Annotated in this window: 27 protein-coding genes and 1 pseudogene; 13 read left to right on the top strand and 15 right to left on the bottom strand. The window is 70.7% G+C overall.

Features of this window, described 5'->3' with window-relative positions; genetic code table 11:
* Positions 1 to 3: 3 nt before the first annotated feature.
* The 5 genes from FHU38_RS10315 to FHU38_RS10295 all read left to right on the top strand — a co-directional run bounded on the left by FHU38_RS10315 (position 4) and on the right by FHU38_RS10295 (position 6235).
* Positions 4 to 1629, top strand: coding sequence for a glucose-6-phosphate isomerase (locus FHU38_RS10315; RefSeq protein WP_167169450.1), 1626 nt, complete (start codon positions 4 to 6; stop codon positions 1627 to 1629).
* Positions 1626 to 3155, top strand: coding sequence for a glucose-6-phosphate dehydrogenase (gene zwf, locus FHU38_RS10310; protein ID WP_167169447.1), 1530 nt, complete (start codon positions 1626 to 1628; stop codon positions 3153 to 3155). Before FHU38_RS10315 ends, zwf begins: the two co-directional genes overlap by 4 nt.
* A complete protein-coding gene (gene opcA / locus FHU38_RS10305) occupies positions 3152 to 4126 on the top strand; it encodes a glucose-6-phosphate dehydrogenase assembly protein OpcA (protein WP_167169445.1) in 975 nt (324 codons plus the stop codon). The genes zwf and opcA overlap by 4 nt, the downstream gene beginning before the upstream one ends.
* Positions 4123 to 4899 (top strand): 6-phosphogluconolactonase, encoded by a 777-nt coding sequence (gene pgl / locus FHU38_RS10300; RefSeq protein WP_167169442.1) that lies wholly within the window; start codon positions 4123 to 4125, stop codon positions 4897 to 4899. Before opcA ends, pgl begins: the two co-directional genes overlap by 4 nt.
* Positions 4900 to 5023: 124 nt before the next feature.
* On the top strand, positions 5024 to 6235 hold the full coding sequence (locus FHU38_RS10295) for a sensor histidine kinase (protein ID WP_167169439.1): 1212 nt from the start codon (positions 5024 to 5026) through the stop codon (positions 6233 to 6235).
* A 10-nt stretch (positions 6236 to 6245) separates the two neighbouring features.
* Here FHU38_RS10295 and FHU38_RS10290 read toward each other — a convergent pair whose 3' ends face one another.
* The 9 genes from FHU38_RS10290 to gap form a co-directional block, all read right to left on the bottom strand.
* Entirely contained in the window at positions 6246 to 7457 is a 1212-nt protein-coding gene (locus FHU38_RS10290; RefSeq protein ID WP_167169436.1) for a WXG100 family type VII secretion target, read from the bottom strand.
* Between the two features lie 2 nt (positions 7458 to 7459).
* Positions 7460 to 7774: a type VII secretion target gene (locus FHU38_RS10285; RefSeq protein WP_167169433.1), complete on the bottom strand. Its 315-nt coding sequence runs from the start codon at positions 7772 to 7774 to the stop codon at positions 7460 to 7462.
* A gap of 81 nt (positions 7775 to 7855) precedes the next feature.
* Positions 7856 to 8302 carry a YbaB/EbfC family nucleoid-associated protein gene (locus tag FHU38_RS10280; protein WP_167169430.1) on the bottom strand — a complete coding sequence of 149 codons (447 nt, stop codon included), beginning with the start codon at positions 8300 to 8302 and terminating at the stop codon, positions 7856 to 7858.
* A gap of 22 nt (positions 8303 to 8324) precedes the next feature.
* Positions 8325 to 9371, bottom strand: a complete 1047-nt coding sequence (locus FHU38_RS10275) for a DUF6346 domain-containing protein (protein ID WP_167169427.1) — start codon at positions 9369 to 9371, stop codon at positions 8325 to 8327.
* Positions 9372 to 9383: 12 nt separating this feature from the next.
* Positions 9384 to 9725 carry an RNA polymerase-binding protein RbpA gene (locus tag FHU38_RS10270; protein WP_167169424.1) on the bottom strand — a complete coding sequence of 114 codons (342 nt, stop codon included), beginning with the start codon at positions 9723 to 9725 and terminating at the stop codon, positions 9384 to 9386.
* 53 nt (positions 9726 to 9778) lie between these two features.
* Complete coding sequence (gene secG / locus FHU38_RS10265) at positions 9779 to 10009, bottom strand: preprotein translocase subunit SecG (RefSeq protein WP_009154909.1); 231 nt, start codon at positions 10007 to 10009, stop codon at positions 9779 to 9781.
* A 59-nt stretch (positions 10010 to 10068) separates the two neighbouring features.
* On the bottom strand, positions 10069 to 10854 hold the full coding sequence (gene tpiA / locus FHU38_RS10260) for a triose-phosphate isomerase (protein ID WP_167169420.1): 786 nt from the start codon (positions 10852 to 10854) through the stop codon (positions 10069 to 10071).
* Positions 10854 to 12056: a phosphoglycerate kinase gene (locus FHU38_RS10255; RefSeq protein WP_313886873.1), complete on the bottom strand. Its 1203-nt coding sequence runs from the start codon at positions 12054 to 12056 to the stop codon at positions 10854 to 10856. The genes tpiA and FHU38_RS10255 overlap by 1 nt, the downstream gene beginning before the upstream one ends.
* 10 nt (positions 12057 to 12066) lie before the next feature.
* The gene (gene gap, locus FHU38_RS10250; protein WP_167169415.1) at positions 12067 to 13071 is read right to left on the bottom strand and encodes a type I glyceraldehyde-3-phosphate dehydrogenase; all 1005 of its coding nucleotides are present in this window, start codon (positions 13069 to 13071) and stop codon (positions 12067 to 12069) included.
* A 267-nt stretch (positions 13072 to 13338) separates the two neighbouring features.
* Here gap and FHU38_RS10245 point away from each other — a divergent pair, with 267 nt between their 5' ends.
* The 7 genes from FHU38_RS10245 (at position 13339) to FHU38_RS10215 (ending at position 18597) form a co-directional block, all read left to right on the top strand.
* A complete protein-coding gene (locus tag FHU38_RS10245) occupies positions 13339 to 13986 on the top strand; it encodes a LysE family translocator (protein ID WP_167169412.1) in 648 nt (215 codons plus the stop codon).
* Positions 13987 to 14069: 83 nt separating this feature from the next.
* Positions 14070 to 15089: a phytoene/squalene synthase family protein gene (locus FHU38_RS10240; RefSeq protein ID WP_243852225.1), complete on the top strand. Its 1020-nt coding sequence runs from the start codon at positions 14070 to 14072 to the stop codon at positions 15087 to 15089.
* 2 nt (positions 15090 to 15091) lie between these two features.
* Positions 15092 to 15418 carry a lycopene cyclase domain-containing protein gene (locus FHU38_RS10235; protein WP_167169410.1) on the top strand — a complete coding sequence of 109 codons (327 nt, stop codon included), beginning with the start codon at positions 15092 to 15094 and terminating at the stop codon, positions 15416 to 15418.
* Positions 15415 to 15771 (top strand): lycopene cyclase domain-containing protein, encoded by a 357-nt coding sequence (locus FHU38_RS10230; RefSeq protein WP_167169408.1) that lies wholly within the window; start codon positions 15415 to 15417, stop codon positions 15769 to 15771. The genes FHU38_RS10235 and FHU38_RS10230 overlap by 4 nt, the downstream gene beginning before the upstream one ends.
* The gene (locus tag FHU38_RS10225) at positions 15771 to 16478 is read left to right on the top strand and encodes a class I SAM-dependent methyltransferase (RefSeq protein WP_167169406.1); all 708 of its coding nucleotides are present in this window, start codon (positions 15771 to 15773) and stop codon (positions 16476 to 16478) included. Before FHU38_RS10230 ends, FHU38_RS10225 begins: the two co-directional genes overlap by 1 nt.
* Positions 16475 to 17986 carry an FAD-dependent oxidoreductase gene (locus FHU38_RS10220; protein WP_167169404.1) on the top strand — a complete coding sequence of 504 codons (1512 nt, stop codon included), beginning with the start codon at positions 16475 to 16477 and terminating at the stop codon, positions 17984 to 17986. Before FHU38_RS10225 ends, FHU38_RS10220 begins: the two co-directional genes overlap by 4 nt.
* Before the next feature lie 71 nt (positions 17987 to 18057).
* Positions 18058 to 18597: an MSMEG_6728 family protein gene (locus FHU38_RS10215; RefSeq protein WP_208415617.1), complete on the top strand. Its 540-nt coding sequence runs from the start codon at positions 18058 to 18060 to the stop codon at positions 18595 to 18597.
* On the opposite strand, the pseudogene FHU38_RS10210 reads toward FHU38_RS10215, so the two are convergent.
* Positions 18582 to 19583: pseudogene (locus FHU38_RS10210) on the bottom strand (DUF5914 domain-containing protein); the annotation flags it as partial. The gene FHU38_RS10215 and the pseudogene FHU38_RS10210 overlap by 16 nt on opposite strands.
* 82 nt (positions 19584 to 19665) lie before the next feature.
* Between FHU38_RS10210 and FHU38_RS10205 the strand changes: the two are divergent.
* Positions 19666 to 20109 (top strand): PPOX class F420-dependent oxidoreductase, encoded by a 444-nt coding sequence (locus tag FHU38_RS10205; RefSeq protein WP_167169403.1) that lies wholly within the window; start codon positions 19666 to 19668, stop codon positions 20107 to 20109.
* 13 nt (positions 20110 to 20122) lie between these two features.
* On the opposite strand, the gene FHU38_RS10200 is transcribed toward FHU38_RS10205, so the two are convergent.
* From FHU38_RS10200 to uvrC, 5 genes are all read right to left on the bottom strand, one after another.
* Entirely contained in the window at positions 20123 to 21151 is a 1029-nt protein-coding gene (locus FHU38_RS10200) for a glucosyl-3-phosphoglycerate synthase (protein ID WP_167175901.1), read from the bottom strand.
* A 166-nt stretch (positions 21152 to 21317) separates the two neighbouring features.
* The gene (gene whiA, locus FHU38_RS10195) at positions 21318 to 22304 is read right to left on the bottom strand and encodes a DNA-binding protein WhiA (RefSeq protein WP_167169401.1); all 987 of its coding nucleotides are present in this window, start codon (positions 22302 to 22304) and stop codon (positions 21318 to 21320) included.
* Positions 22295 to 23263 (bottom strand): gluconeogenesis factor YvcK family protein, encoded by a 969-nt coding sequence (locus tag FHU38_RS10190; protein WP_009154924.1) that lies wholly within the window; start codon positions 23261 to 23263, stop codon positions 22295 to 22297. The genes whiA and FHU38_RS10190 overlap by 10 nt, the downstream gene beginning before the upstream one ends.
* A gap of 8 nt (positions 23264 to 23271) precedes the next feature.
* The gene (rapZ, locus tag FHU38_RS10185) at positions 23272 to 24129 is read right to left on the bottom strand and encodes an RNase adapter RapZ (protein WP_167175898.1); all 858 of its coding nucleotides are present in this window, start codon (positions 24127 to 24129) and stop codon (positions 23272 to 23274) included.
* A gap of 26 nt (positions 24130 to 24155) precedes the next feature.
* Positions 24156 to 26126 (bottom strand): excinuclease ABC subunit UvrC, encoded by a 1971-nt coding sequence (uvrC, locus tag FHU38_RS10180; RefSeq protein ID WP_167169399.1) that lies wholly within the window; start codon positions 26124 to 26126, stop codon positions 24156 to 24158.
* Position 26127 lies beyond the last annotated feature (1 nt).

The raw sequence follows: 26127 nt of genomic DNA, 5'->3' as shown, positions 1-26127 counted from the left end.
CGGATGGCCACGGAGCACACGGCAGTGACGGTCTGCGACGCCGGGTTGTGGTCCGCGGCCGTCCCGCTGCTGGAGTCGCTGGTCGACGACCGGGTGGCGAGCAGGCTCACGGCGGGCGACGCGACACTGTGGGGCGCCGACGCGGAACCGGAGGCCGCGATCCGGCTGTCGTGGACGACGCTGCACAAGACGTCGCGCCCACTGATCGGTGAGATCGAGACACTGCGTGCGCGATTGCGGTCCGATGGCATCGACCGCGTGGTGCTCGCGGGCATGGGCGGCTCGTCGCTGGCACCGGAAGTGATCACCAACACCGAGGGTGTCTCGCTGACGGTGCTCGACACCACCGATCCTGGACAGGTCGCCGACGCACTCGCCGGTGACCTGGAGCGCACGGTGGTGGTGGTGTCGTCGAAATCCGGCACCACGGTCGAGACGGACAGCCACCGGCGGATCTTCGAGAAGGCGTTCGCCGACGCTGGCATCGACGCGGCGAGCAGGTTCGTGGTGGTGACCGATCCGGGTTCGCCGCTGGCCGAGCTGGCGCGGGCACAGGGATACCGCAAGGTGTTCCTCGCCGATCCCAACGTGGGGGGCCGCTACTCCGCGCTCACCGCGTTCGGGCTTGTGCCCGCCGGGCTGGCGGGGGCCGACGTGGCACGGCTGCTGGACCAGGCGGCCGGTGTGGCCCCCGCGCTCGGCGCCGACTCGGCCGAGAACCCCGCGCTGCGGTTGGCCGCCGCGCTCGGCGCCGCGCACGCGGGCGGCGCCGAGAAGGTGGTGCTCGCCGACAGCGGCTCCGGCATCGTGGGCTTCGGTGACTGGGCCGAGCAACTCATCGCCGAGTCCACCGGCAAGCAGGGCACCGGGCTGCTGCCGGTCGTGGCGGAGGGCCCGGACGCCCCCGGCTTCGCCGACGCCGGGGGTGACGCCACCGCGGTCGCGGTCGGAGACGCCGTGACCGGTGCCGCGATCGCCGTGTCGGGGTCGCTCGGTGCGCAACTGTTGCTGTGGGAGCACGCCGTGGCGGCGGCGGGCAGGCTGCTTGGCATCAACCCGTTCGACCAGCCCGACGTGGAGGCCGCGAAGCGGGCAGCCCGCGCACTGCTGGACCACCCGGATGCGCTGGCCGCCACGGGAGAACCGACGAAGGTCGTCGGTCCCGTGGAGGTGTACGCGCCCGAGGGCAGCCCCGCCGAGGGCGGGCTCGCCGACGTGCTGCGGAAGTTCGTGGACGCCGCGGCCGCGGCCGGCCGTGGTTACGTGTCGGTGCAGGCCTATCTGGACCGCATCACCGACGCGTCCGCCGCGGTGCTGCGCACGGAGCTGGCAAGGCGTACCGGATCGCAGGTCACCTTCGGTTGGGGGCCGCGCTTCCTGCACTCCACGGGTCAGTACCACAAGGGCGGCCACCCCAACGGGGTGTTCCTGCAGCTCACCGGGAACGTGGAGGAAGACGTCGACGTGCCGGACCGGCCGTACAGCCTCGGTACGCTGCAACTCGCGCAGGCCATCGGGGACGGCCAGGTGCTGGCGGAGACCGGCAGGCCGGTGCTGCGGCTGCACCTCACCGATCGAGCGGCGGGGCTGGCCGAGGTGGTCCGGGCTGTGCAGGAGCTGAGGGGATGACGCAGGGTACGACCAACCCGCTTCGCGACCCGAGGGACAAGCGGCTGCCGAGGATCGCCGGGCCGTCCAGCCTGGTGATCTTCGGCGTCACCGGCGACCTCTCCCGCAAGAAGCTGATGCCCGCGATCTACGACCTCGCGCACCGGGGCCTGCTGCCCGCCGGGTTCTCACTGATCGGTTTCGCTCGCCGCGACTGGGCCGACCAGGACTTCGGGCAGCAGGTGCACGACGCCGTCGCCGAGTACGCCCGCACCCCGTTCCGGGAGTCGGTGTGGAACCGGCTGGCGGAGGGCATCCGGTTCGTCCAGGGTTCATTCGACGACGACGATGCCTTCGACCGGCTCGCCCGAACGGTGCAGGAGCTGTCCGACGAGCGCGGTACCGGTGGCAACACGGCGTTCTACCTTTCGATCCCGCCGTGGGCGTTTCCGGTGGTGACAAAGCAACTGGCCCGGTGCGGCCTCGCCCAGTCCAGCGCGGACGTGTGGCGCAGGGTGGTCATCGAGAAGCCGTTCGGCCACGATCTGGCCAGCGCCAAGGAACTCAACGCGATAGTCAACGAGGTGTTTCCCGAGGAGTCGGTGTTTCGCATCGACCACTACCTCGGCAAGGAGACGGTGCAGAACATCTTGGCGCTGCGCTTCGCCAACCAGCTGTTCGAGCCGATCTGGAACTCCAACTTCGTCGACCACGTACAGATCACGATGGCCGAGGACATCGGCCTCGGCGGTCGCGCGGGCTACTACGAGGGAATCGGGGCGGCTCGCGACGTCATCCAGAACCACCTGTTGCAGTTGCTCGCGCTCACCGCCATGGAGGAGCCGGTTTCGTTCGAGCCGAGGGCGCTGCGGACCGAGAAGGTCAAGGTGCTCGGCGCCACCAAGCCGGTGGGGCCGCTCGACGAGACAACAGCGCGCGGCCAGTACGCGGGTGGCTGGCAGGGTGGCAAGAAGGTGCCGGGGCTGCTGCAGGAGCCGGGATTCTCCAAGGACTCCACCACCGAGACGTACGCGGCGGTGACGCTGGAGGTCCGCAACCGCCGCTGGGCCGGAGTGCCGTTCTACGTGCGCACCGGTAAGCGACTCGGGCGCAGGGTCACCGAGGTGGCCGTGATGTTCAAGCGCGCGCCGCACCTGCCGTTCGACACGACCTCGACCGAGGAGCTGGGCCAGAACGCGCTGGTGATCCGGGTGCAGCCGGACGAGGGTGTGACGATGCGGTTCGGCTCGAAGGTGCCGGGGACGACGATGGAGGTCCGCGACGTCACCATGGACTTCGGGTACGGACATGCCTTCACCGAGACCTCTCCTGAGGCCTACGAGCGGCTGATCCTCGACGTGCTGCTGGGCGAGCCATCGCTGTTTCCCGCCAACGAAGAGGTTGAGCTGTCCTGGCGGATACTCGACCCGATCCTGGAGCACTGGGCCAAACAGGGCACCCCGGAGCCGTACGAGCCGGGCTCGTGGGGTCCGCCGTCGGCGGAGGCACTGCTTGGTCGCAGCGGCAGGCACTGGAGGCGGCCGTGATCATTGACCTGCCATCCACAACGACTTCGCAGCTGAACAAGAAGCTGGTCGAGCTCCGTGAACGCGGTGGTGCGGTGGCACTCGGCCGGGTGCTGACATTGGTGATCGTCGCCGAGGACGACGACCTGCTCGAGGATGCCATCGATGCCGCCAACGAGGCGAGCAGGGAACACCCGTCCCGGGTGATCGTCGTGGCGAGGGGTGCCCGCACGGCGGCGCCGCGGATCGACGGCCAGATCCGGGTCGGCGGCGACGCCGGGGCCAGCGAGGTCGTCGTGCTGCGACTGTACGGTCCGCTGGTCGGCCAGGCACGCAGCGCGGTGGTGCCGTTGCTGCTGCCGGACGCACCGATCGTGGCGTGGTGGCCGTTCGCGGGCCCGAAGGCACCGGCAACCGACCCGATCGGCCAGCTCGCGCAGCGACGGATCACCGACTCCGCGGCGGAGAAGAACCCGATCCGCAGCCTGCGCACCAGAGCGAAGTCCTATCAGGACGGTGATACGGACCTGGCGTGGACGCGGCTCACGAACTGGCGCGCGCAACTGGTGTCCGCTTTGGACCTGCCGCCGTTCGAGCGCATCACCGGCGCGACCGTCACCGGTGAGGGCGACTCGCCGTCGACCGAGCTGCTCGCGGGATGGTTGGCCGAGTACCTGAACGTGCCGGTCACCCGTGTCAAGAGCACCACGGCGCAGGGCATCGTGTCGGTGAGGCTCGACCGGCGGTCCGGCCCCGTCGAGCTGCACCGTCCCGACGGAAAGACGGGCACGCTCTCCCAGCCGTTCCAGCCCCCGCGCCGCATCGCGTTACAGCGCCGCGACACCAGGGAATGCCTGATCGAGGAGCTACGCAGGCTGGACCCGGACGAGGTCTACGAGGCGGCGCTGCGCGGACTGGCCAAGTTGTCGGCGCACGGCCGCAAGCCTGCTGTGTCGAGCACCGGCCGGGCAGGGCGGAAGGCGAAGGTATGAGCGCGAACGAGGTCATCGTCCACGACGACGCGGACATCCTCGCCGCGGCGTGCGCGGCACGGCTGGTTACCCGGCTGGCCGACGCGCAGGCGGCAAGGGGTTCGGCGTCGGTGGTGCTCACCGGGGGCGGCACCGGGATCGCGATACTGGAACAGTTGCGCCGAAGCCCCGCGAGGGACGCGATCGACTGGTCCCGGCTCGACGTCTACTGGGGAGATGAGCGGTTCGTGCCAGCCGACGACGATGAGCGCAACGAGAAGCAGGCTCGCGAGGCGCTGCTCGACCACGTCGGTGTCGATCCGGCGCGGGTGCATCCGATGGCGCCCTCCGACGGCGAGTTCGGTGACGACCCGGACGCGGCTTCGGCCGCCTACGCGGGGATTCTCGCGGCGAACGCGGGGCAGGACGGCGGCGACGTCCCCACGTTCGACGTACTGCTGCTCGGCATCGGCGGTGAGGGGCACGTCGCGTCGATCTTCCCGGCCTCGCAGGCCGCGAGCGAGGACCGGCGCCGTGTCGTCGCCGTGCGCGACTCGCCGAAACCGCCGCCCACCAGGATCTCACTCACCTTCCCAGCCATCCGCGCCGCCGCTGAGGTGTGGCTGGTGACCACGGGCGAGGCCAAGGCCGACGCGGTCGCTCTCGCGCTCGCGGGCGCGAGCGAGGTCCGGCTCCCGGCCGCGGGTGCGAAGGGCCGTTCCCGGACGCTGTGGCTACTCGACAGGGCCGCGGCTGGCAAACTGGGAAGCCTGACCGGATCGGCCAGCCAGTAGCGTTGCGACGTCTGGCCTAGCGCGGTGCGTTTCGTTGCATCCGCACACATTTCGGTCTTGCGCGGCGCACCGTGGTCGCTGAAACCTCTCTCAGGTCGAGTCCACGAGACGAGAGGTCGAAGCGATGACCACGGAGGGCATCTCCATCCCTGAGGTGTCGGTCGGCGACCCCGACCCGATGGCGCGAGACCGATCGCGGCGGCCCACCGCAACCGCCGCGCCCCGAGAAACCGCACTCCGGCGCAAGCCCGCCGTGCGCGGACTGGCCGTGGACGCGCTCGCCATCCTGATCGCGGTGCTGGACGTGTGGCTCGTGATCCCGGAGCAGGCCGAGCCGTACTCGGTGTACCTTTCCGCGGCCAGCTGTGTCGCCCTGGTGGCCAGACGGTGGCTGCCGTTCACCGTGGTGCTGGCTACCGTGCCGGGTTTCCTCGCGGGCTGGGCCCAGCTCGCGGCCATGATCGCGCTCGGCTCGCTCGCCGCGAAGAAGCAGTCACACTGGCAGGTCTTCCTCGGCGCGGGTCTGGTGTGGCTGTGCCGATTCGTGCTGTGGCCGCTGCCCGACTTCTTTGAACTGGGCTGGCGTGAACACATCCTGGACAGCATCTACGGCATCATCGTCGCCGGGATGCCCATCGCGATCGGGCTGCTCATCGGCGCGCGGACGGAACTGTCGGCCCGACTCGCCGAGCTGGCCCGCAGCCGGGACCGCGAGCGTCAGTTGCACGCGCAGGCCGTGCGTGCCGAGGAGCGGGCCCGGCTGGCCAGGGAGATGCACGACGTCGTCTCTCACGACATCACGCTGATCGCGATGCAGGCAGGGGCGCTGGCGTCGGTGGAGAACAACGAAGAGGTCCAGACGACGGCAGCCACGATCCGCAAGCTCAGCACGCACACTCTCGAGGAGCTGCGCGCGCTGGTCGGGGTGTTGCGGTCCGGCGCGGACGACGGACCTCGGCCCGACCTGCGCGACATCGAGGCTCTGGTGAGCGGTACCGATGTGCCGGTGCGGCTGGCCGTGGAGCGGGTGCCGGAGCAGTTGCCGCCGGAGGTGTCCGCCGCCGCCTACCGCACGGTGCAGGAGTGCCTGACGAACGTGCGCAAGCACGCGCCCGGCGCGACCGCGTTCGTGACGGTTCGCGGCGCGCCGGACGAGCTGCGCGTCGAGGTGCGCAACGCCGCGCCGAGCCACCCCGGCGAGGAACTGCCATCCGGTGGCGGCTTCGGGCTCGCCGGGCTGGCGGAGCGCGCGAGGCTGCTCGGCGGCACGTTCGAGACCGGCCATACCGAGGACGGGGGTTTCCGGGTCAGCGCGCGCTACCCGGCCGTGCCCTGAGGCTCGCGCGTCAGCGTTGCTCGTGCCGGAAGTCGGTGTTGCCTTCCCGGATGTCCTCGGTGTCGTTCTGCTCCTCGTACTGGGGGCCGTAGGCCACGCCGCGGGCCGCGATGCCTGTCGGGTTGAGTTTGTAGCCGTCGTTGACCAGTCCCGCCGTCTCCCCGAACTCGCGCAGCGGGCCGTTCGACAGCGGGCCGTTGCGCACGAAGTCACCCGCCCGCGCACCGATATCGTCGGCGTTGTCGATCAGGTGGCGCCCGCTCGCGACCTGGTCACCGGCCCTGGAACCCGTCCGTGCCGCGAAGTCGCCGATGTCGTCGGCGACGCCGGTGACACGGTCGGCTCCCCTGCCCACCGACGATGCGACGTCGTCGAGGCGGGAGCCCGCCCTCGCGAAGCCTTCACCGACACCCGAGATCGTGGTACCCGGCCCGGGTGCCACCTTGCCGACGGTGGAGCCGAGCTTGCCGAGTTTGCTGCCGATCTTCGCGGCCACCTCGGCGATGTCGTCCAGCACCTTCGCCAGGTGGGCACCGGCCTTGCCGAGTTTGGCGAGCAGCTTGCTGATCTTGGCCGCGATCTCGGCGACCTTCATACCGATCCGCCCCACCGCATAGGTGATGTAGCCGGCGACGGTGGCGCCGAAACTGACCACCGAAGTGGCCAGCGCGGCCAGCGCGCCTTTGATCAGTTCCGCGATGAAGGCGGCGACGATGTCCCTGATGATCGCTCGGCAGGTGGAGACCATCGTTCCGGCGGTGGCGACAACGGTGGCGGCGTTGCCCGCACTTTCGGCCAGGGCCTCGACACCGTCGGCCATGTCCTGCGCGCGGGCGCGGTACTTGTCGGCGGCGGCGCCGGTCCAGTTGGGAATGTCGCGCTCGACGATGCCGGGGATCTCGGCGGCGATCGCTTTCAGCTCGGACTGCACGTCGGACCAGGTGTCCGCGCCCTGCTGGATGGCGGCGGGGTCGCCTGCGAGCTTGTCGAGCCCGTCCTTCAACGGTTCGATGTGTTCGATCAACCAGCCCACACCCGCCGCGAGCAGCGTGCCGACCGGATCGACCACCATGGCGAGTCCGTCGAGCGCGAGCACACCCGCGCTGGCCGCGAACTCGCCCCAGTCCTCGCCCTGGATCGCGGCGCCGGTGGAGCGAACCGTGTCGATGATGCCCGCGCCGCTGGTGTTCGTCCTGGACTCCGCGCTGTCGAGATCAACCATCGTCAGCCTCCCTCGCCGCCACGGAACGGCTCCGCGTGTCCCTTGTCCGATTCCACGTAGGCCCTGCCCGCCGCTCTGACCGCGGTCCCGAGGTCTCGGATGTCCTGCGCGTAGCCCGTGATCTGGTCAGCCGCCTCGCTCGAGACCTGCCGTGCCTGCGTCGAGAACGCCTGCCCGACGATGCCGAAGGCGTCGATGCCGAAGTCGATCCCGCCGCCGCGCTCTCCCTCGGCCTGCACCCGCTGGGCGATTCCGTCCAGCGAGGAGGCGTGTGTGTCGAGTTCGTCGGCCTCGACCGTGAATCCATCCCCTGTCATGTGCTCAGTCCCCAGTCTTCGGTTCCCAGTCTTCGGTTCCCAGTCTTCGGTTCCCAGTCTTCGGTTCCCAGTCCCCGGTCATCAGTGCGCCGGACGCAGGAAGCTCTGCGGTGGTTCGTCGTCATCGTCGCGGCGGTCCCGGCCACGAGCCGCCGGACCCTGCTCGGCGCCGCCGTCCTCGTCGATCTCGTCGTCAGGGGGCAACTGGCTGCGAAGGAACTCCATACCCTCCTCGCCGGCGAAGGGCTCAACCACTCGCACGGCTCTGCGTGCCGCGGCCGCCTGCGCCCTGCCCGCCAGCTGCATGATCGACGCCGCGAGTTCGGCGCCTGATCGGCGCAACGCGCGGTCGTCGATCGTCAGTTGCCGCAGCGCGCCGTTCGCGCCGACCGTCACGGTCACCATCCGGTCCGCCGAAGCCGCCGTCTCGGTCAGTTCGGCCAGTTCCTCCTGGGCCTGCCGCGACTGCCGCACCATCTCCTCGCCCCGGCGCTGGAGGTCGGCAAGCCACTGGGGCTGTTCGGTCATGCTCGCGCTCCTCGTCTTCAGGTCAGCCGGCGGTCTGACTACGCGCCGCCGCGTCCGGTTCCCTCGAGCGCGAATTCGGTCGGGGCAGCGACCTCCCCCGCCACCAGACGAGCAACAGCCGTGCGCCGGTTACCAGCAGCAGCACCGGCAGGCACCACCGCAACGGCCACACCGGCCACGCACCTTGTTCCGACACGGCCGACTCGATCAGCGCGACGGTGGAGATGACCAACAGCAGCACGCCGCCGACGACACGGCCGAACCTGCCGAGCGCGGACGGCCGGAAGTCGGCAGCCGGGTAGCCCTTCGACTGCCGATACCGCACCAGGAACAGCCCGGTGCAGAGCACGAGCACGCCGGTGACGAGCAGCAACGCGGGAGGCCAGGTCAGCGCTCCCCAGCCCGGCAGGCCCGGCACCGGCGGGGAAACCGGCCAGCCCGCGCCCGCCGCGAACAGCAGCCAGTAGCCGCCCGCCACCACGAGCGCGGGCCGCGCCTTGAACCGCGACCGGAACCGGCGTCGCGCTCGTTCGTCGCGATCGCCGAACCGGTACCAGTACGGCAACAGCAGCGCCACCACGCCCAGCGACAGGAACGCGATCACCGCCAGCGCCGCGTGGGGCGAGGGCTGCGCCAGTGCCACATACTGCTGGACGGTTCCCCACTTGTCGCCGCCCTCGCGTTCCACGACATCGACGGTTCGGCCGACATCGTCCGCGTCGAGTTGCGCGGTGTCCAGTGGCACGGTTTCCCCGCCACCACCGCTACTGCCCGGCCAGCGAACTCGGAGTTCGCAACTGTGGTACCAGCTCAGCCCCACTGCCGCGGGCACACCGGCGGACTCGCACGAAAGCACCACGGCCTGCCCTTCCCGGCCGGTGGTGTCGTCGCCGAGGAACCCGATATTCGGCCCGGCGACAAGCAGGAACTCCAGCGTCAACAGGAGGACGCCGACCCGCACGACGAGCTGCGACAGCAGCTGCGGCACGAACAGCGACCGTTGTGCCGTGCTCAGCTCCGACCACGAGCGCAGCCGACGCGGCCTGTCTCGCTCCCGGTTGGACCCCACGTCGCCGACGGCTCAGATCTGCCTGCGCTGCCGCAACCGTTCCAGTGCCTCGGCGAGGATGGCCTCGCCGTCGGCCTCGCTGCGCCGCTCCTTCACGTACGCCAGGTGCGTCTTGTACGGCTCCGTCCGTGGCGCGGCGGGCGGGTTCTGCTCGTCCCTACCCGCTGGGAGCCCGCAACGGGGGCAGTCCCATTCCTCCGGAATCTCGGCGTCGATCGCGAACGACGGACAGGACTCGTGTCTGTTCGCACACCAGTAGGAGATTCGGCGACGCGGCGCGGTCTCTCCCCGCTCCGACTCCCCTGTCGGGCCGGCACCGACCCGCGTGCCTCGAATCGCGTTACCGCCAACCATGAATTCTCACACCCACCAGACAGTTGGCGTACCCCCAGGCACGCCGACATCGATCAGATCTTCACCAGCAAACCGAGCCCCACCACGCAGATGACCCAGACGGCACCGAGGCCGAGCGTGATCCGGTCCAGGTTCTTCTCGGCCACGCTCGACCCGGCCAGGCTGGACTGCATGCCGCCACCGAACAGGGACGACAACCCACCACCGCGACCGCGGTGCAGCAGCACCGCGACGATCAGCAGCACGCTCGTCGCGATCAACAGAATTTGCAGGAACAGCTTCATGTCATCCTCTGTGTACTGCGGGTGGCGGGAGCCTCCAGGGTAGCCCAATCCCCCGACGTTCAGGGAAGCGGGCCGCCCGCCGCGAGGGCACAGAGCTTGGTGAACTCCTCGCCGTCGAGGCTGGCTCCGCCGACCAGCGCTCCGTCGATGTTGTCGCACTTGACGAGGTCGGCGATGTTGCCGGACTTGACCGAGCCGCCGTAGAGCACCCGGGTCCGCTCGGCCAGCTCGGCCCCGTACTTGTCGCCCAGCGCGGAGCGAAGCGCCGCGCACACCTCCTCGGCGTCGGAAGGGGTGGCGACCCGTCCGGTGCCGATCGCCCACACCGGCTCGTAAGCGACGACGATGCCGTCCACCTGCTCGGCCTTGAGCCCCTTCAGCCCAGCGATCAGCTGGGCCGTGGTGTGCTCGATGTGGCCGCTGGCCTCACGCACCTCCAGCGGCTCACCGACACACAGGATCGGCGTCAGGCCGTGCTTGACGGCGGCACGGACCTTCTTGTTCACCACCTCGTCGGTTTCGGCGTGGTACTCACGACGCTCCGAGTGCCCCACGACGACGTAGGTGCAGCCGAGTTTGGCCAGCATCGGCCCGGAAACGTCGCCGGTGTAGGCGCCCGACTCGTGCGGCGAGAGGTCCTGCCCACCGTAGGTGAGCAGCAACTTGTCGCCGTCGACGAGGGTCTGCACGCTGCGGATGTCGGTGAACGGCGGCAGCACGGCCACGTCCACCTTCGCGAAGTACTTCTCCGGCAGCGAGAAGGCGATCTTCTGCACCAGCGCGATGGCCTCGAGGTGATTGAGGTTCATCTTCCAGTTGCCTGCGATCAGCGGCTTGCGGGCCATCAGCGCTCCTCACTCAGCACAGCGACACCGGGGAGTTCCTTGCCCTCGAGGTACTCCAGCGAGGCGCCACCGCCGGTCGAGATGTGCGAGAACCGCTCCTCGGGCAGGCCGAGCAGTCGCACGGCGGCGGCCGAGTCGCCGCCGCCGACCACGCTGAACGCGTCGGCGTTCGCGATCGCCGTGGCCACACCCCTGGTGCCCTCGGCGAACGGCGCCATTTCGAACACGCCCATCGGGCCGTTCCAGAACACCGTGTGCGCGTTCGCCAGCGCCGCCGCGAACTCCGCGACCGTCTGCGGCCCGATGTCGAGACCCAGCCAGCCCTTCTCGATCGACGTGGCCGCCACGGTGCGCACGTTCGCGTCCGCCGCGAACTTGTCGGCCGCCACGATGTCCACCGGCAGGGCGAGCTTGCCGCCGGCTTCGGCGAGCAGCCGCTTGCAGGTGTCGACCATGTCGGTCTCCAGCAGCGAGTCGCCGACCTCGTGGCCCTGCGCGGCGAGGAAGGTGAAGCACATCCCGCCGCCGATAAGCAGCCGGTCGACCTTCGGCAGCAGCGCCTCGATGACGGCGAGCTTGTCGGAGACCTTCGAGCCGCCGAGCACCACCGCGTAGGGGCGCTTCGGGTCGCCGGTCAGCGTCCGCAGCACCTCCAGCTCGGCGAGCACCAGACCGCCCGCATAGGCGGGCAGCTCGCGGGCCACGTCGTAGACCGAGGCCTGCTTGCGGTGCACCACCCCGAAGCCGTCGGAGACGAAGGCCGCACCCTCACCAACGAGCGCGGCCAGGTCGCGAGCCAGCTCCGCGCGTTCGGCGTCGGTCTTGCTGGTCTCCCTCGGGTCGAACCGCACGTTCTCAAGCATGGCGACGCCGCCGTCGGCGAGCGCGCCGACGACCGAGGCCGCCTGCTCACCGACCACGTCGGTCGCCAGCGGCACCTCCGCGCCGAGCAGCTCGCCCAGCCTGCGGGCGACCGGGCGCAGCGAGTACTTCGCGTCCGGTGCGCCCTTGGGCCTGCCGAGATGTGCGGTGACGATCACCTTGGCCCCGGCGTCCGCGAGCCGCTTGATGGTTGGCAGCGCCGCGCGGACGCGGCCGTCGTCGGTGATCGTGTCGCCGTCGAGGGGCACGTTCAGGTCGCAGCGCACGAGCACGCGCCTGCCCGAGACGCCCTCGCCGAGCAGGTCGTCGAGTGTCTTCACCGGCATGGCGTCAGGACAGCTTGGAGCCGACGAGGTTGACCAGGTCCGCGAGGCGGTTGGAGTAGCCCCACTCGTTGTCGTACCAGCCGACGACCTTCACCTGGTTGCCGATCACCTTGGTCAGCGGCGCGTCGTAGATGCACGACGCGGGGTCGGTGACGATGTCGGAGGAGACGATCGGCTCCTCGCTGTAGCGCACGATGCCTTGCAGCGGGCCCTCGGCGGCGGCGCGGTAGGCGGCGTTGACGTCCTCCAGTGACGCGCTCTTGTCGAGCGTGACCGTCAGGTCGGTGGTGGAGCCGGTCGGCACCGGGACACGCAGGGCGTAGCCGTCGAGCTTGCCGTTGAGGTCGGGCAGCACCAGTCCGATCGCCTTGGCGGCGCCGGTGGAGGTTGGCACGATGTTCAGCGCGGCGGCACGCGCCCTTCGCAGGTCCTTGTGCGGGCCGTCCTGCAGGTTCTGGTCCTGCGTGTAGGCGTGAATGGTGGTCATCAGGCCCTGCTGGATGCCGAACTCGTCGTGCAGCACCTTGGCAAGCGGGGCGAGGCAGTTGGTGGTGCAGGAGGCGTTGGAGACGATCGTCTGGGAACCGTCGTAGGCCGAGTCGTTGACGCCGAGCACGACGGTGAGGTCCTCACCCTTGGCGGGCGCGGAGATGACCACCTTCTTGGCGCCGCCCGCGATGTGTGCCTTGGCGGCGTCGGCGTTGGTGAAGAAGCCGGTGGACTCCACCACCACGTCGACCCCGAGGTCACCCCACGGCAGGTTGGCGGGGTCGCGCTCGGCGAGCGCCTTGATGGTCTTGCCGCCGACGACGATGCCCTCGTCGCTGGTGCTGACCTCCTCGGGCAGCCGGCCCAGGATGCTGTCGTACTTGAGCAGGTGGGCCATCGTGGCGACGTCACCGAGGTCGTTGAATGCCACAACCTCGATGTCGTGGCTGCTGGCCTGCACGGCACGGAAGAAGTTGCGGCCGATCCGGCCGAAGCCGTTGACGCCTACGCGAACGGTCACTGCTCTGCTCTCCTCGTGGGCTCTTCCCGGTCGCCGCCGGGCCTGGACTGTTCGTGGTTCCACCCGCCACCCTAGCGTGCTGGCCAGCGAGGATCCGCGTCACCCGGACGAGACGACCACACCGCCGACCTGCGGGAGAATCGATTAAGAGGCTACCTTGAGATAGGTACTGCTGGGAACCCGTCCGGACCGGATCGAGTCCGCACACCCCCGGCCGGGTCCGGAAATTGACTACCTCGGCCCGCCCCCGCGTCATAGCCTGCGCAGGTGATTTCCTGCGGACAGGTCGCGGCTTTCGCGGCGCTGACGTTCGTCATGGTCATCGTGCCAGGGCCGAGTGTGTTGTTCACCATCGGCAGGGCACTGACCTTGGGGCGGCGCGACGCGCTACTCACCGTCGTCGGCAACGCCGCGGGCATCTACCTGCAGATCGTCGCGGTCGCCTTCGGCCTCGGCGCGCTGGTGGAACGTTCGGCCGCGGCCTTCACCGTGGTCAAGTTGGCTGGCGCCTGCTACCTCGTGTACCTCGGTGTGCGGGCGGTACTGCACCGGCGCTCGCTTTCCGAGGCACTCGGCACGGCCGTCACACCGCGCGCGGGCAACACGTTGCGCGTACTGCGGGACGGCTTCGTCGTCGGGTTCGCCAATCCCAAGTCCATCGTGTTCCTCGCCGCGGTATTGCCCCACTTCGTCGAGCGGGATGCGGCACCGGTCCCGGTGCAGATCCTGCTGCTCGGCATCGTGCTGCCGGTGGTGGCGCTGCTGCTGGACTCCGGCTGGGCGCTGGCGGCGTCGGCGGCACGGGACTGGTTCGCGCGCTCACCGCGCAGGCTGGAACTCCTCGGCGGGGCGGGTGGTATCACGATGATCGGCCTCGGCCTCAGCCTCGCGCTTGCCAACCGCAAGGATTCGTGAGGCACCGCCGCGCTTCCTCCGTTTCAGCGACCCGAGGGCCGCGGCACGTATCACCACGGCGTCACCTGGGTATTCCGCGCGGCATGCCGGGAACGTCCGCCGTGGGTGGGCTCGTGAGCGGCAGGGAACTGACCGCCGCCAGGGTCATCGAGCCGCGCCTGCGCGAGGCATACGCACGCTGCAGGCGGCTGCACGCGCGGCACGGCAGGACCTACTTCCTGGCCACGCGGCTGCTGCGGCCCGCGCAGCGGCCCGCGATCCACGCGTTGTACGGCTTCGCCCGCTATGTCGACGACCTCGTCGACGACCCCGAGCCCGGCTGGGCCGTGCGCGACATCGCCGAGCGGATCGACCACATCGCGGCCGCGCTGGCCGACGGGCTCGCGACGGGCGCAACCGACGACCCGGTGTTGGCGGCGGTCGTCGACACCACCGCGCGCTTCGGCGTGGACCCGGAGTTGTTCGGGCCGTTTCTGGACTCGATGCGGATGGACCTCACGGTCAGCGGCTATCCGAGCAGGACCGAGTTGGACACCTACGTGCACGGGTCGGCGGAAGTGATCGGACTGCAGGTACTTCCCGTGCTTGGCACGGTCTGCGACCGTCGCGAGGCCGAACCACACGCCGCGGCGCTGGGAGCGGCGTTCCAGCTCACCAACTTCCTGCGCGACGTCGCCGAGGATCTGCGCATGGGCCGCGTCTACCTGCCCGCCGACGAGCTCGCCGCCTACGGGGTCGACACCGACCTGCTGCGGTGGTGCCTGCGGAACGGGCGCGCGGAACCGAAGGTGAGGGCGGCGCTGGCCGACCAGGTCGCACGCACCCGGGAGGTGTACCGCAGGGCCCGCCCGGGGATAGGGATGCTGCACCCGGCTTCCCGGCCGTGTGTGGCCACGGCCCTCGACCTGTACTCGCGCATCCTCGACCGCATCGAGGACCGCGACCACGACGTGTTCTCCGGTCGCGCGGTGGTCGGCACACCGCGTCGGCTCGCGCTCGCCGGTGCCGCGGTGGCACGGACCGCGCTGGCGAGGACGACAACCCCGACGAGGGCGACGAGAACGAACCCTGCCGCGGATCTGTCGGTGACCACGAGGGACTGACCATGGAATCGACCGAACAACTGCACTATCTGCTCGTACTGGCCGCCTGCCTCGCCGTCACGCTGCCGCTGGAGTTCACCGGCGCGGGCGTGTACCGCAAGCCCGGCAGGCTGCTGCGCGCGCTCGGTCCCCCTGCTGCGGCGTTTCTGGTGTGGGATGTCGCCGCCATCGCCGCGGGGGTGTGGAGCATCAGCCCCGACTACACCCTCGGGGCCAGGGCTGCGCCGGGTCTACCCGTCGAGGAGGCGCTGTTCTTCCTGGTGATCCCGTTGTGCGCGGTGCTGACGTTCGAGACCGTGCGCAAACTGCCGCTCGGGGAGCGGCCATGATCGGCCTCGGCTACACGGTGCCCGCGCTGCTTTCGGTGGCCGCCGTCGTGCTCATCGAGGTCGCCTGGCTGCGCACCGGACTGTTCCGTCGCAAGGCGTACTGGCTGACACTGGCCATCGTGTTCGCCTTCCAGGTACCGGTGGACGGGTGGCTGACCAAGCTGAGCGCGCCGATCGTGCACTACGACGCCGCGCATTTCCTGGGGCTGAGGTTCCCGCTGGACATCCCGGTGGAGGACTTCCTGTTCGGCTTCAGCCTCGTCACGGCCACCCTGCTCGGCTGGACCCACCACGAACGCAAGGAAACAGCCGGACGGGTGCGGATTTCCCGCGGCACACCGGAGGGGCCGTGATGGGTACCGCGCTCACTCGGCAGGACGTGCCCGCCGCCTTCGACGCCGCCGCGGCCGCCTACGACCGGCTCGTCGGCCTCAATCCCGGCTACCACGCCAACTTGCGGGAGGCCGCCGCCACGGCGCGGCAGGCGGGTCCCCACATCCTGGACGCGGGCTGTGGCACCGGGGCGTCGACCGCCGCGCTGCTGGCCGCCGATCCCGGCGCGGCCGTGGTGGCGGTGGACGCCTCGCGCGGCATGCTCGACGTCGCGCGCGCCAAGGAGTGGCCCGGCTCGGTGCGGTTCGTGCACAGCCGGGTTGAGACGCTGCCGGACGCGGGGGTGCGGGGACCGTTCGACGCCGCCTTCGCCGCCTACCTGGTGCGCAACCTGCCCGACCCCGACGCCACGCTGACGACGCTGCGGCGGCTGCTGCGCCCCGGCGGGCTGCTGGTGGTGCATGACTACAGCCTGAGCCCGAACCTGTTGCCCCGGCTGACCTGGCACGCGGTGTGCTGGTCGATGATCATCCCGGCTGGCAGGCTCGCCGCGGGCGACGCGCGGTTGTACCGCTACCTGTGGCGCAGCGTGCGGCGGTTCGACTCGCCGCCGCGGTTCGCCGACCGCCTCCGGGCGGCCGGTTTCACCGACGTGGGCTGCCGTGGCGTCGGCGGCTGGCAACGCGGCATCGTGCACACCTTCCACGCCAGAAAGGCGCGGGCATGAGTCGCGACCGCAGGAGCAGACGGCATCCGGCACCGCAAGGCCGCCGCACCGTCGCCTCTCCCGCACCACGGGTCGTGGTGGCCGGTGGCGGAATCGCGGGGCTCGCGGCGGCCACCGGGCTGGCGGAGCGAGGCGTGGCGGTGGACCTGTTCGAACGCGCGCCGTACCTGGGTGGCCGGGTCGGCGGGTGGACCACCACACTGCCCGACGGCACCCGCACCGGGATGAGCCGTGGTTTCCACGCGTTCTTCAGGCAGTACTACAACCTGCGCGCGCTGCTGCGCAGGGCCGACCCGCAGCTGGCGGGACTGCTTGCCCTGCCGGACTACCCGCTGGTCGACGCGCACGGCAGGGTGGACAGCTTCCTCGGGGTGCCGCGCACGCCGCCGTGGAACGCGCTGGGCTTCGTCGCCCGCAGCCCGACGTTCGCCGTCCGTGACGTGCCACGGCTGAACGCGCGGGCGGCCCTTTCGCTGCTGGACGTGCGGGTACCGGACACCTACCGAGAACTCGACGACCTGGACGCGCGGACCCTGCTGGAACGCATCGGGTTTCCGCCCGCGGCGCAACACCTGGCGTTCGACGTGTTCTCGCGCAGCTTTTTCGCTCACCCTCGGCGGCTTTCGGCGGCGGAACTGGCGGTGATGTTCCACCTGTACTTCCTCGGCTCGGCCGAGGGGCTGCTGTTCGACGTGCCGCGCGCGCCGTTCCACCTGCTGTGGCAGCCGCTGGCGGAGTACCTGCGGCGCCGCGGCGCCACGATCAACGAGGGGGTGCCGGTCAACCGGGTCGAGCAGGGCGGCACGCGGCGGCTGCGGGTCTACGCGGGAGAGCGGGCGGTCGACGCCGACGCCGTCGTGCTGGCGCTGGACGTAACGGGGCTGCGCGAAGTGGTCGACTCCTCCCCGGGCCTTGGCACCGGCCCGTGGCGGGAACGCATCGCCGCGCAGCAAACGGCACCGCCGTTCTGCGTGCGCAGGCTGTGGCTGGACCGAGGGGTCGGCACCGGCCGTCCTGCGTTCCTCGCGGTCGGCGGGCTGCCGCCGCTGGACAACATCAGCCTGCTCGACCGATACGACAGTGACGCCGCCGGTTGGGCTACCCGGCACGGCGGTTCGGTAGTGGAACTGCACGCCTACGCCGCCACCGGGCCGCGCGCGCGGGTGGAGTCGGAACTGCTGGCCAGGCTGCGAGCCGTCTACCCGGAGACCACGCGGGCGCGCATCGTGGCGGACCGCGTGGAGTGGCGCGCCGACTGCCCGCTGTTCGCACCCGGCACGTTCCGACACAGACCCGGCGTGCTCACCCCGGTGGACGGGCTCGTGCTCGCGGGCGACTGCGTCCGCGTCGACCTGCCGGTGGCGCTCATGGAGCGCGCCGCCACCACCGGCTGGCAGGCGGCCAACCAACTGCTGGCGCGGTGGGGGGTGGCCGGGCACGACCTGCTCAGCGTGCCGACCAGCGGGCGACACACCGTGCTTCGGGGCCTCGCCGCGCTGCTGCGCTGACACCTCGGCCACCTCAACCACCTCAACCACCTCGGCCACCTCAGCCACCTCAGCCACCTCGGAGTGCCCGCATGCAGACCTTCCTGCCCTACCCGGACTTCGCGGCCTCCGCGGCGGTGCTGGACGTGCGCAGGCTCGGCAAGCAGCGGGTGGAGGCGCTGCAGGTGCTGCGGGCCCTGACGGTGCCCGGGCACGGCTGGCGGCATCATCCCGCGGTGCGGATGTGGGCGGGCTACGAGGAAGCACTCACCCGGTACGGCCTGACCATGTGTGCGCGCTGGACCGAGAGCGGGCGCGCCGACACCTGCGCGACCAAACTGGTGGCCGACCTCGCCCGCACCCGGGGCCGCGCGAAGGTGCGCCAGCAGCGGGAACTGGCGGAAGCGGGTGAACTGCCGCCGTGGCTGGGCGATCCACGGTTCCACCGAAGTCACCGCTCGGCGCTGCTGCGCAAGGACCCGGACTTCTACGGCGGGCTGTTCGGCGATGTCCCGCCCGACCTGCCGTACGTATGGCCGCGATCGGATCGGACGGGATCGGTCCGGGTCGCGCCGGACCGCGAGCGACCGCCGTCGCCGCCCCGGTCGGCTCCCCGGCGGCGCAGCGAGTAGCGCCGCTCGGCGTAGGCCAGGTCGTCGCGCCACAGCCTGCTCGCCGCGCGCCGCATGGCGGGTCGCAGCAGCGGCGCGAGCCTGCGTGCCACCGCGAACCCCGGCCTCGGCGAACTCGCCACCGTGGCCTCCAGCACCGCGGTGCGGGGCAGCCCGTCCGGCCCGATACCCACCGGCGTGGCGTGGGTCTCGACCACGCTGCCCTCACCCTCGCCCGACACGATGCGCATCACGACGGTGCGCGGCTCGGGGCAGCTGAACTCGGCACGGACGGCGACCCCCAGCCGGGGGCCGACGCGGAAGGTGACGTCCACGAGGAACCGGTCGTCTCCGTCGGTGGCGGTGGCCCCTGGCGCGCGCACCACGCTCAACCGCGTGAACGAGTACGGGTGGAACCAGGCGCCGTGCCAGGGGTCGAGCCGGTTGGCGACCACGTCGAACGGCTCGCACACCCCCTCCAGCCGCGTGACGGCCGAAAGCGACCCGGCAGTGGCGGGACGCGGCGGCAGCACCGGTTCCGGCGTCGGCGGCTCGCCACCCTCGGCATCCAGCCGCACCCACGACAGCACCCCGTCGTCGTAGGCGGGCAACGGCCGCCAGCCTGGTCTGCCGTCCGGCGGGAGGGCGAGACCGTGCCAGCGGCACACCACCTCCCCGCACACCACGCGGCCCTCGGCCAGCGGCGCGCCCAGGTGCGGGCAGGCACCCGGACCGACCACGAGCGCACCACCCTCGTCTCGCCAGGCGACCAGTTCCCGCCCCGCCACCGTGGTCCCGAACGGGCGGTCGGCCCGGACGACGCGGCTGTCGGCGAAGGCGAACCAGTTGCCGGACGGCCGCGCGCCCGCGCGCCGTGCCGCCGCGTCGATCAACGCGGGGCTGGCCTGGTGGACCGTTGGCTCCTGAGCGGACCATGGCGTGCGCGGCAGCGGTTGCACCGGCCAGCGCTGTGGCCAGCGCCCATTTCGCGATCCGCGTTCAGCCACGCTCACCTCCCGGGTCGCGATTGTTTAACCGGGTGCGGACGCCGCTAAACACCGGCCGCGGCGCCCGGTACTGTCAGCGATCATGCGGCAGATGTCCAAAGCAGAGTGGTGGTCGTTCGCGAACGAGGGCACAAGGACGGGCAAGCTGGGCGTGATCCGCGCCGATGGTTCCCCCCACGTCACCCCCATCTGGTTCGTGCTCAACGAAGGCGGTGCCGACGGGGCCGACGAGTTCGTGTTCAACACCGGCGCGACCTCGGTCAAGGGCAGGTCGCTGCGGGCCGAGTCGAGGGTGTCGATGGCGGTGGACGACCAGCGTCCGCCGTACTCCTACGTGCACTTCACCGGTGAGGCCAGCATCAGCGAGGACCTGGACGAGATGCTGCACTGGGCCACCGTCATCGGCGGGCGGTACATGGGTGCCGAGCAGGCCGAGGCGTTCGGCAAGCGCAACGCGGTGCCGGGCGAGTACCTGGTGCGGGTGCGGATCACCAACGTGGTCGCCCACGCCGACGTGTCCGACTGACGCCCCCGCCAGGTCAATCTCGGCACGCGGGCGCGGGCCGCACCGTCGCCAGCGGCGGTCGCTGCCGCACGGTGAGGTCGGTGACGAGGAGTTCGCGATCGACGCCTTCACCGCTGCCACCCCCGCGGAACTGGGCGAGTAGCGGTGACGGCGGCTCGGCCGACACCAGCCGCCCGTAACCGTCCAGCCGTTCCATGATCGTCAGGATGATCTGGCCCGCCATCCTGCCCAGCGCCCGCGTGCTCTGGTGCCGGTGGGTCCGGATACCCAGGTCCACCTGTGCGAGCGCGTCGAGGCCACGACACTCCAGCAGGTCGATCAGGTGGGCGACCTCGACCCCGTAGTGCGCGACGAACGGGATACTCTCCAGCACCTCCCGCCTGCCCGCGTACTCGCCCGCCAGCGGCTGCACGAACCCGGACAGCTCCGGCCAGTACATGTTCAGCAGCGGCCTGGCGACCAGTTCGGTGACCCGGCCGCCGCCGTCGGCGTCGGTGCGGCCCTCGCCCAGGAATGGACGGTGGTAGAAACCCTTCACGTAGTCCACGTCGGCGTTGGTCAGCAGCGGGCCGAGCAGTCCGGTGACGTAGTCGGCGGTGAAGTCGTACAGGTCGCCGTCCACGAACACCACCAGGTCGCCGGTGGTGGCGGCGAGTCCCTTCCACAGCGCCTCCCCCTTGCCGGTCAGGCCGGGCAGTGGGTGCAGCACCGCGTCCTGCGCGACGACGGTGGCGCCCGCACCGGCCGCCACGGCCGCCGTGGCGTCACGGGACCGGGAGTCGACCACGACCACCTCGTCCACCAGCCGGTGACGCTCCACCAGCGACGTGCGGATGGTGCGCACGATCTCGCCGACCGTGGCCTCCTCGTCGCGAGCCGGGATCACCACACTGACCGTGCGCCCGCTCTTGGCGGCGACGAGCTCAGCCGCTGTCCAGTCGTCGGCCCGCCAGGAGCGGCACCGCAGCCAGCTTCGCACCCGCGCGGCCACGGTCGCCACGGCGAACTCGGCGAGTTCGGAACTGTCGGTGGCACCCACCATGTCGTTGCCCGTCGTGTGCACCAGCGGCCCCCTTTTGTCGTGTCCGGCCAGTGCCACGAGGGTTGGCCGCGCACGTTTCGGGTCGCCGCGCGGGCGTGCAACCGCTGCGTTACGGCTGCCGCGATGCGCCGGGCGCGGGTTTAGCCCGGTGTTCACACCTCGCTGGTCAGGCGCCTTCCTCGAGCATCTCCGGGGTCACGGCCGACTCGGTGTCGGGGACTCCGAGCTCCTGCGCGCGCTTGTCGGCCATCGCCAGCAGCCGCCTGATCCGGCCGGCCACGGCGTCCTTGGTCATCGGCGGGTCGGACAGCTGGCCGAGTTCCTCAAGCGAGGCCTGCCGGTTGGTCAGCCGTAGCTTGCCCGCCGCGAGCAGATGGTCGGGCGCGGTGTCGCCGAGGATGTCCATCGCGCGCTCCACCCTGGCGGCCGCGGCGACCGCGGCGCGCGCGGAGCGGCGCAGGTTGGCGTCGTCGAAGTTCGCCAGCCGGTTGGCCGTGGCCCGCACCTCGCGCCGCATCCGACGTTCCTCCCACGCGAGCACGGTCTCGTGGGCGCCGAGCCGGGTCAGCAACGCGCCGATGGCGTCGCCGTCACGTACCACGACCCGGTCGGCGCCGCGCACCTCCCTCGACTTGGCCTGGATACCGAGCCTGCGAGCGGCACCGACGAGCGCCAGCGCCGCCTCGGGACCGGGGCAGGTGACCTCCAGCGACGACGACCGGCCCGGTTCGGTCAGCGAGCCGTGCGCGAGGAACGCGCCCCGCCACGCGGCCTCCGCGTCGGCGAGGCCACCCGACACCACGGCGGCGGGCAGCCCACGCACGGGCCTGCCGCGCTGGTCGATCAACCCGGTCTGCCTCGCCAGACCGTCACCGTCCTTGACCACCCGAACGACATACCTGGTCCCCTTGCGCAGCCCGCCCGCGGTGATCACGTGCACGTCGGAGTGGTAGCCGTACAGCTCGTGAATCTCCTTACGCAGCCTGCGCGCCACCGAACCGGTGTCCAGTTCGGCCTCGACCACGACCCTTCCTCCGACGATGTGCAGGCCCCCCGCGAATCGCAGCATCGCCGAAACCTCCGACCGCCTCGGACTGAGCTTGGTGATCTCGAGCCTGCTCAGCTCGTCCTTGACCGCGGCGGTCATCGCCATGTCAGCCCCTCCCTCTCGCTCTCGGTCAGACCAAGAGCCTCTCGCACACAACCAGCAAGGGCATCCGGATCGTGCCTGTCGGCCACACCCGAAGCAGCCACGGTAGCCAGATGCGCGCGCCCGCCCAGCGCGGCGGCCGCGCGCCGCAGCCGCGCCGGAGTGGGCACGGAGTCACGGTCGGCGATCACCGCGTCCACCTTGAGCCGGGGAGCGTGCTGGAAGAGTACGTCGAGGTGCCGTTCGGGTGAGAACCCAGCCGTCTCACCCGGCTGTGGGACAAGGTTGAGGATGACGACCTTCGTCGCACTGGTACGCACCAGCGCGTCGTGCAACTCAGGAACCAGCAGATGCGGCAGCACGCTGGTGAACCACGAACCGGGGCCGAGGAACACGGTGTCCGCCGACAGCACGGCGTCGACGGCCTCGGCGCAGGCGGCGGGCGGTTGCCCTGGCCTGCCCGGGTTGCGCAGGGTGATGCGATGCACCTGGCCCGGCGTGCTCGCCACGGCCACCTGACCCCGGATGAGGCTCACCTCGCCGTTCTCCAGGCCGGTGACCTCGGCCTCGATCTCCAGCGGCTCCACCGACATCGGCAGCACCCGCCCCTCGATGCCGAGCAGCCTTCCCGCCTCGTCGAGCCCGGTGACAGGGTCACCCAGCACCTCGAACAGCCCAGCCAGCAGCAGGTTGCCCACCGCGTGCCCGTTCAGCGCGCCGGTACCGCCGAAGCGGTATCGAAACACCTGGGCCCACAGGGTTTCGCCGTTGTTGTCGGCGAGCGCGTCGAGCGCCTGGCGCAGGTCGCCGGGAGGCAGCAGACCGAGCTCACGGCGCAACCTGCCGGAGGAGCCCCCGTCGTCGGCTACGGTGACGACCGCGGTGATGTCGCGGGTCAGCCTGCGCAGCGCCGCCAACGTCGCGTGCAGCCCGTGACCACCACCGAGTGCGACGGCACGCATCCTCGCGTTCACTCCCTGCCCAGGTCCCTGTGCACCACCTTCACCGCCATGCCGTCCTCTTTGGATAATCGTTTGGCGAGTTCCTCGGAGATCGCCACGCTGCGGTGCTTGCCGCCGGTGCAGCCCACCGCGAGCGTGAGGTAGCGCTTGCCCTCGCGTTTGTAGCCCGCGCCGATGAGCCGCAGCAACTCGTGGTAACGCTCGAGGAAGTCCTCGGCACCCTCCTGCCCCAGCACGTAGTTGCGGACGTCTCCGTCGAGGCCGGTGTGGTCGCGCAGCTCGGGAATCCAGAACGGGTTCGGTAGGAACCGCACGTCCATCACCAGATCGGAGTCCATCGGCAGGCCGTACTTGTACCCGAACGACAGCACCGTGACCCTCGTCTGGGTGCTGGTCTCGGAGCCGAACGCGTCCTCGATCTTGGCCCGCAGTTCGTGCACCGAGAGCGCGGAGGTGTCCAGCACCAGGTCCGCCTCCTCCCGCAGCGGCGCGAGCAGCGCCCGCTCGGCCGCGATCCCGTCGGCCAGCCGACCGTCGCCCTGCATCGGGTGACTCCTGCGCACCTGGTCGAAGCGGCGGATGAGCACCGCGTCGGTGGCCTCAAGGAACAACACCCTCGGCTTGTAGCCGCGCGCGTCGAGGTCCTTGATGACCGAGGCCAGGTCGTCGGTGAAGGCACGCGAGCGTACGTCCATCACCACGGCCACCTTGGTGATCGCCCCACTGGCCTGCGCACCGAGTTCCACCATCGTGGAAATCAGTTCCGGCGGCAGGTTGTCCACCACAAACCAGCCGAGGTCCTCCAGGCACTTCGCCGCCGTGCTTCTGCCCGCGCCGGAAAGCCCGGTCACCACCGCCACCTCCATGCCGGAGGCCCTGGCTTCTTCGTCGGTCACGTCTGCGACTCCCCTTCCGTCTCGGTGCCTTCCCCTGCGAGCGCGGCGTGCACGGCCTGTGCCGTGCGCATGCCGAACCCAGGCACCTTGGCGATCTCGTCCACGCTCGCCTGCTTCAGCTTCTTCACCGAACCGAAATGCTTGACGAGCGCCGTCTTTCGCGCCTGCCCGAGGCCGGGTATCCCGTCCAGCACAGACGTCCGCATTCGCCTGGACCGCTTCTGGCGGTGATAGCGGATCGCGAAGCGGTGTGCCTCGTCGCGTACCCGCTGCAGAAGGTACAGCGCGTCGGACGTCCTCGGCAGGATGGCCGGGTCCGGCTCCGCGGGCAGCCACACCTCCTCCAGCCGTTTGGCCAGCCCCACCACGGCCACGTCGGTGATGCCGAGCTCGGCAAGCACGTCGGCGGCCGCCGTGGCCTGCGGACCAGCTCCGTCGACGACGAGCAGGTTCGGCGGGTAGGCGAACTTGCGTGGCCTGCCGGTCTCGGCGTCGATGCCGGGCGCGCCCTCCCGTTCCTGTGCACTCCCGGTGTTCTCGGTGTTCTCGGCCAGGTAACGGGCGAACCGGCGGCGCACGACCTCGGCGATCGCGGCCACATCCCCCTCGGCGGCCGCTTCCCGCAGCGCGAAGCGGCGGTACTCCGACTTGCGCGGCACCCCGTCCTCGAACGCCACGAGTGAGGCGACCACGTCGCTACCGGAGATGTGGCTGATGTCCACGCACTCGATGCGCAGTGGTGCGCTGTCCAGACCCAGGTACTCCTGCAGCTGGGCCAGCGCGGCCGAGCGGGCGGTCAGGTCGCCGGCCCTGCGCAACTTGTGCTGGGCGAAGGCCTCCTCGGCGTTGCGGGCCACGGTCTCGGCCAGCGCCCGCTTGTCGCCGCGCTGCGGCACCCGCAGCCGGACCCGCGAGCCGCGCAACCCGGACAGCCACTCCGACAGCGTGTCGGCATCGGGCGGCAGGTCCGGCACCAGCACCTCCCGTGGCACCGGCGAACCGTTGCCCGGTGCCTGTTCGGCCAGTTCGGCCTGCTCGGCGTAGAACTGCGAGAGGAACTGCTCCACCAGCGCGGGCACGTCCATCTCCTCGACCTTGTCGATCACCCAGCCACGCTGGCCGCGGACGCGGCCGCCCCTGACGTGGAAGACCTGCACCGCGGCCTCCAGCTCGTCGTGGGCGAAGGCGATGACGTCGGCGTCGGTGCCGTCGCCGAGCACCACCGCCTGCTTCTCCATCGCCCTGCGCAGTGCACCGAGGTCGTCGCGCAGCCGGGCGGCCCGCTCGAACTCCAGCGACTCGGCCGCCCGCGCCATCTCCCGTTCCAGCCTGCGGATCATCACCTCGGTGCGGCCCGCGAGGAAGTCGCAGAAGTCCTCGACGATCTCGCGGTGCCGCTGCGCGGAGACGTTGCCGACACAGGGCGCGGAGCACTTGTCGATGTAGCCGAGCAGGCACGGCCTGCCGATCTGGCCGTGCCTGCGGAACACGCCGGTTGAGCAGGTGCGGGCGGGAAACACCCGCAGCAGCAGATCCAGCGTCTCCCGGATCGCCCACGCGTGCGCGTAAGGGCCGAAGTAGCGCACCCCTTTCTTACGCGGACCACGGTAGACGTGCAGGCGGGGGAACTCCTCGTGCAGCGTGACGGCGAGCACGGGGTAGGTCTTGTCGTCGCGGTAGCGGACGTTGAACCGCGGATCGAACTCCTTGATCCAGTTGTACTCCAGTTGCAGCGCCTCGACCTCGGTGGACACCACCGTCCACTCCACACCTGCCGCCGTGGTGACCATCTGCCGGGTCCTGGGGTGCAGGCCTGCCAGGTCGGCGAAGTAGGAGTTCAGCCTGCTTCGCAGGCTCTTGGCCTTGCCGACGTAGATGACCCGCTCCCCGGCGTCGCGGAACTTGTAGACACCGGGAGCGTCGGGAATGCTGCCGGGCGAGGGCCGGTAGGTCGACGGGTCAGCCACA

Origin of the sequence: Saccharomonospora amisosensis (genome assembly GCF_011761185.1) — a bacterium.
Classification (GTDB): Bacteria; Actinomycetota; Actinomycetes; order Mycobacteriales; family Pseudonocardiaceae; genus Saccharomonospora_A; species Saccharomonospora_A amisosensis.
The sequence above is the reverse complement of the archived record's forward strand: the minus strand, read 5'-3'. Positions and strand labels throughout refer to the sequence as shown.

What these genes read in the sequence shown, in the direction of transcription:
- FHU38_RS10315 (WP_167169450.1), top strand. Translation starts at nt 4, where the DNA reads ATGGCCACGGAGCACACGGCAGTGACGGTCTGCGACGCCGGGTTGTGG.
- zwf (WP_167169447.1), top strand. Translation starts at nt 1,626, where the DNA reads ATGACGCAGGGTACGACCAACCCGCTTCGCGACCCGAGGGACAAGCGG.
- pgl (WP_167169442.1), top strand. Translation starts at nt 4,123, where the DNA reads ATGAGCGCGAACGAGGTCATCGTCCACGACGACGCGGACATCCTCGCC.
- FHU38_RS10295 (WP_167169439.1), top strand. Translation starts at nt 5,024, where the DNA reads ATGACCACGGAGGGCATCTCCATCCCTGAGGTGTCGGTCGGCGACCCC.
- FHU38_RS10290 (WP_167169436.1), bottom strand. Translation starts at nt 7,457, where the DNA reads ATGGTTGATCTCGACAGCGCGGAGTCCAGGACGAACACCAGCGGCGCG.
- FHU38_RS10285 (WP_167169433.1), bottom strand. Translation starts at nt 7,774, where the DNA reads ATGACAGGGGATGGATTCACGGTCGAGGCCGACGAACTCGACACACAC.
- FHU38_RS10280 (WP_167169430.1), bottom strand. Translation starts at nt 8,302, where the DNA reads ATGACCGAACAGCCCCAGTGGCTTGCCGACCTCCAGCGCCGGGGCGAG.
- FHU38_RS10270 (WP_167169424.1), bottom strand. Translation starts at nt 9,725, where the DNA reads ATGGTTGGCGGTAACGCGATTCGAGGCACGCGGGTCGGTGCCGGCCCG.
- secG (WP_009154909.1), bottom strand. Translation starts at nt 10,009, where the DNA reads ATGAAGCTGTTCCTGCAAATTCTGTTGATCGCGACGAGCGTGCTGCTG.
- tpiA (WP_167169420.1), bottom strand. Translation starts at nt 10,854, where the DNA reads ATGGCCCGCAAGCCGCTGATCGCAGGCAACTGGAAGATGAACCTCAAT.
- FHU38_RS10240 (WP_243852225.1), top strand. Translation starts at nt 14,070, where the DNA reads ATGCCGGGAACGTCCGCCGTGGGTGGGCTCGTGAGCGGCAGGGAACTG.
- FHU38_RS10235 (WP_167169410.1), top strand. Translation starts at nt 15,092, where the DNA reads ATGGAATCGACCGAACAACTGCACTATCTGCTCGTACTGGCCGCCTGC.
- FHU38_RS10230 (WP_167169408.1), top strand. Translation starts at nt 15,415, where the DNA reads ATGATCGGCCTCGGCTACACGGTGCCCGCGCTGCTTTCGGTGGCCGCC.
- FHU38_RS10225 (WP_167169406.1), top strand. Translation starts at nt 15,771, where the DNA reads ATGGGTACCGCGCTCACTCGGCAGGACGTGCCCGCCGCCTTCGACGCC.
- FHU38_RS10220 (WP_167169404.1), top strand. Translation starts at nt 16,475, where the DNA reads ATGAGTCGCGACCGCAGGAGCAGACGGCATCCGGCACCGCAAGGCCGC.
- FHU38_RS10215 (WP_208415617.1), top strand. Translation starts at nt 18,058, where the DNA reads ATGCAGACCTTCCTGCCCTACCCGGACTTCGCGGCCTCCGCGGCGGTG.
- FHU38_RS10205 (WP_167169403.1), top strand. Translation starts at nt 19,666, where the DNA reads ATGCGGCAGATGTCCAAAGCAGAGTGGTGGTCGTTCGCGAACGAGGGC.
- FHU38_RS10200 (WP_167175901.1), bottom strand. Translation starts at nt 21,151, where the DNA reads ATGGTGGGTGCCACCGACAGTTCCGAACTCGCCGAGTTCGCCGTGGCG.
- whiA (WP_167169401.1), bottom strand. Translation starts at nt 22,304, where the DNA reads ATGGCGATGACCGCCGCGGTCAAGGACGAGCTGAGCAGGCTCGAGATC.
- FHU38_RS10190 (WP_009154924.1), bottom strand. Translation starts at nt 23,263, where the DNA reads ATGCGTGCCGTCGCACTCGGTGGTGGTCACGGGCTGCACGCGACGTTG.
- rapZ (WP_167175898.1), bottom strand. Translation starts at nt 24,129, where the DNA reads ATGGAGGTGGCGGTGGTGACCGGGCTTTCCGGCGCGGGCAGAAGCACG.